Below are 3,497 nucleotides of genomic sequence, written 5' to 3'. Positions count from 1 at the left end.
CGGGCGGGGTGGGTACGCGGGGGTGTCCGCGGCATGGATGCCGCGGCCAAGCCTCCATGGACGGATTCACGGCGTCCCCCGCGTATCCACCCCGCCCGACCAACCCACGAACCGCTCTCCGCGACCCACCACGAGGGGCCGCGCCGTTCGCCGACTACTCCTCCCCCGCCTGCTCACGCTCGAACGGCACGCTACGCGGATTCTGCATGTGCTCCCGCGCCGCGCCGTACTGCTGCTGGCGCTTGCGATGGAAAGCGATGAACTCATCGCGCGGCAACGGCCGCGAGAACAGCCAGCCTTGGCCGAACTGCACGTGCTGGCTGTGCAGGTAGGCCAGCTGCGCCTCGGTTTCCACGCCTTCGGCCACCAGCCACAGGCCCAGCTCGCGGGCCATGCCGATGATGTGCGGGGTGACCGGGCTGGTCGCGCTCTCGGTGCCGATCGCATCGACGAAGGACTTGTCGATCTTCAACGCATCCAACGGCAGCTGCTGCAGGTACTGCAGGCTGGAATAGCCGACGCCGAAATCATCGATGGCCACGCTGTGGCCCGCGCGTCGCGCCGCCGCTAGCATGGTGCGCGCACGGTCGATATCGAGGAAGCCATGTTCGGTGGCCTCCAGCCAGATCTGCTGCGGCAGGATGCCGCTGCCGGCCATGCGCTGCGAGATCACCTTCAGCGCCCGCCCGCTGCTGATGTCCTCGGCCGCCAGATTGATCGCGATGTGTGCGCTGCGATCCTCGGCCAGCAGTTCACGCATGTCGGCAACCACGTTCTCGATCACCAGGTCGGTGATGGCGGCAATCATCCCGGCCTCCTCGGCCAGGGGAATGAACAGGTCCGGACGTACCTGCGTGCCGTCGGGCCGCTGCCAGCGCACCAGCGCCTCGGCGCCGACGCAGATGCCGGTGTCCAGTTCGATGATCGGCTGGTAGTGCAGGTAGAGTTCGCGGCGGCGGATGGCGATGCCCAGTTCGCCGCGCATCGACAGCCGTCGCCGCGACAGCCAGATCACCAGGCCGGCACCGGCGGCGGCCATCAGCAGTCCCAAGGGCACGAACAACCACGCCTGCTGCCGGAAGGTAGCGGCCAGCGCGGTGCGCGGTGCCGTGGCGATCGCCAGCCATTCCCCGCTGCGCGCGCTGGCGTACAGCGTGTCGCGGTCCAGCCCCTCGCCGGGTTCGCGCAGCAGCTTCTGCAACAGGGTCGGGTCCATGCCGTCCTGCTGGGTCAGCAGCCGCCCATCCGGGCTTGCCAGGGCCAGCCGCACGTCCGGATCGACGATGACGTCGACGAAGCGCCGAGGGTCGACCAGCACGTCGTAGGAGCCGTACATGATGGACAGCATCGGCCGCCGGCCGGCCGCCTCGGGGCGCACATCGACGGTGATGCCGGCGCCATCGCTGGTGACGTGGTCCGGCGTGGGCTGGTCCACATCCCGCTGGAATGGGCCCCAGGACGTGCAGCGCAGCTTGCCCCCCTCGAAGTAGCCCATCTGGTCGGATGACGGGGTGGTCATCACCAGCGTCTGCATGCGCTGGATGTGTTCGGCCCCGCAGGCCGGCAGCACCGTGGCCTCTGCGGACTTCAATGCCGCCAGGGCCTCGTGGTAGGACACTTCGGTACGGCGCAGGGTGCGATCGGCGATGGCATGCAGTCGCTGTTGCTCGACGCTGACGGCGCGGTCCCAGGTGGCATAGACCATGACCGCGATCGGCACTGCAGCGGCCAGCACGGCCAGTACGGTACCGCCGATGATGACCCGCAGTCGGCTCATGACCGGGGCTCCAGAGAGGTGTGCAGGGCTGGGCACATGGGCGGGGCCGGTCCTTGGGCGATGGCGGTATATGAACACGGCGCCGGGCTGGGCGGAATGGGACAAATGCGGTAATGGGTCACATTGTGGTGAAAGTGACACTTGCTGACGGCCCTGGGCCGTCCGGCGCTGGCGTTGTGGCAGCCGGAGGACTACCGTCGAATGCTTCGCCCGCCTCCTTCCGCGCCCATGACCGAGCCCGCCACGCCCCCCGAGCACCTGCGCCGCAGCCTGTCCAACCGCCACCTGCAACTGATCGCCATCGGCGGTGCCATCGGTACCGGCCTGTTCATGGGCTCGGGCAAGACCATCAGCCTGGCTGGCCCGTCCATCGTGTTCGTCTACCTGATCATCGGCGCGATGCTGTTCTTCGTGATGCGGGCGATGGGCGAGCTGCTGCTGTCCAACCTGCAGTACAAATCCTTCATCGACTTCTCCACCGATCTGCTCGGGCCGTGGGCCGGGTTCTTCTGTGGGTGGACGTACTGGTTCTGCTGGATCGTCACCGCCATCGCCGATGTGATCGCCATCGCCGCCTATGCGCAGTTCTGGTTCCCCGGGCTGGACGCATGGATACCCGCGTTGGCCTGCGTGCTGCTGTTGCTGGCACTGAACCTGGTGACGGTGAAGCTGTTCGGCGAAATGGAATTCTGGTTCGCGCTGATCAAGATCGTGGCGATCTGCGCGCTGATCATCACCGGTGCCGGGCTGGTGGCGTGGGGCTTCACCTCGCCGAGCGGGCATACCGCAGCGCTGTCGAACCTGTGGAATGACGGCGGCATGTTCCCGATGGGCCTGGTCGGTTTCTTCGCCGGCTTCCAGATCGCGGTGTTCGCCTTCGTCGGCATCGAACTGGTGGGTACCACCGCTGCAGAAACCGCCGACCCGGAGCGCAACCTGCCGAAGGCGATCAACTCGATCCCGGTGCGCATCATCATCTTCTACGTGCTGGCGCTGATCGCGATCATGGCCGTCACCCCGTGGCGCCAGGTGGTGCCGGACAAGAGCCCGTTCGTGCAGCTGTTCGTGCTGGCCGGCATTCCCGCCGCCGCCAGCTTGATCAACTTCGTGGTGCTGACCTCGGCCACGTCGTCGGCCAACAGCGGCATCTTCTCCACCAGCCGCATGCTGTTCGGCCTGGCCGAGGAAGGCCATGCACCGCGCGGCCTGTCCAAGCTCTCGCGCGCAGCCGTGCCGGCACGGGGCCTGCTGTTCTCCTGCCTATGCCTGCTGGGCGGCACCCTGCTGATCTACCTGATCCCCAACCTGGTGACCGCCTTCACCCTGGTGACGACCCTGGCGACGGTGTTGTTCATCTTCGTCTGGTCGCTGATCCTGGTGGCCTACATGGTCTACCGCCGTCGCTACCCGGAGCGCCACGCGGCCTCGATCTTCAAGATGCCCGGTGGCGTGGCGATGTGCTGGGCCTGCCTGCTGTTCTTCGCCGCCGTGCTGGTCCTGCTGAGCCTGCAGGCCGACACCCGCCAGGCGCTGGTGGCCAGCCCTGCATGGTTCGTGCTGCTGGGCGCGGGCTACTGGCTGCGGCGGAAGATGGCGCGGTAATCAGGAAGACCCATCCACGCATGGCATGGATCCATGTGTCGACCAAGGTCGACACCCACCAAGAGCAGGCCATGCCATTCCGGCAGATCGCGGGAATCTGTCGAAGGCGGGGTGGGGG

Annotated in this window: 2 protein-coding genes; one reads left to right on the top strand and one right to left on the bottom strand. The window is 67.2% G+C overall.

Features of this window, described 5'->3' with window-relative positions; all coding sequences use genetic code 11:
- Nucleotides 1–154: 154 nt before the first annotated feature.
- The gene (locus ACFX4F_RS19025; RefSeq protein ID WP_380657826.1) at nt 155–1,777 is read right to left on the bottom strand and encodes an EAL domain-containing protein; all 1,623 of its coding nucleotides are present in this window, start codon (nt 1,775–1,777) and stop codon (nt 155–157) included.
- Between the two features lie 228 nt (nt 1,778–2,005).
- On the opposite strand from ACFX4F_RS19025, the gene cycA reads away from it, so the two are divergent.
- Nucleotides 2,006–3,379: a D-serine/D-alanine/glycine transporter gene (cycA, locus tag ACFX4F_RS19020; protein WP_205406440.1), complete on the top strand. Its 1,374-nt coding sequence runs from the start codon at nt 2,006–2,008 to the stop codon at nt 3,377–3,379.
- Nucleotides 3,380–3,497: the final 118 nt, after the last annotated feature.

This window comes from Stenotrophomonas sp. YIM B13575 (assembly GCF_042787595.1).
Taxonomy (GTDB): domain Bacteria; phylum Pseudomonadota; class Gammaproteobacteria; order Xanthomonadales; family Xanthomonadaceae; genus Stenotrophomonas; species Stenotrophomonas lactitubi_B.
The sequence above is the reverse complement of the archived record's forward strand: the minus strand, read 5'-3'. Positions and strand labels throughout refer to the sequence as shown.

Coding starts and splice junctions, on each gene's coding strand:
- ACFX4F_RS19025 (WP_380657826.1), bottom strand. CDS start 1,777: ATGAGCCGACTGCGGGTCATCATCGGCGGTACCGTACTGGCCGTGCTG.
- cycA (WP_205406440.1), top strand. CDS start 2,006: ATGACCGAGCCCGCCACGCCCCCCGAGCACCTGCGCCGCAGCCTGTCC.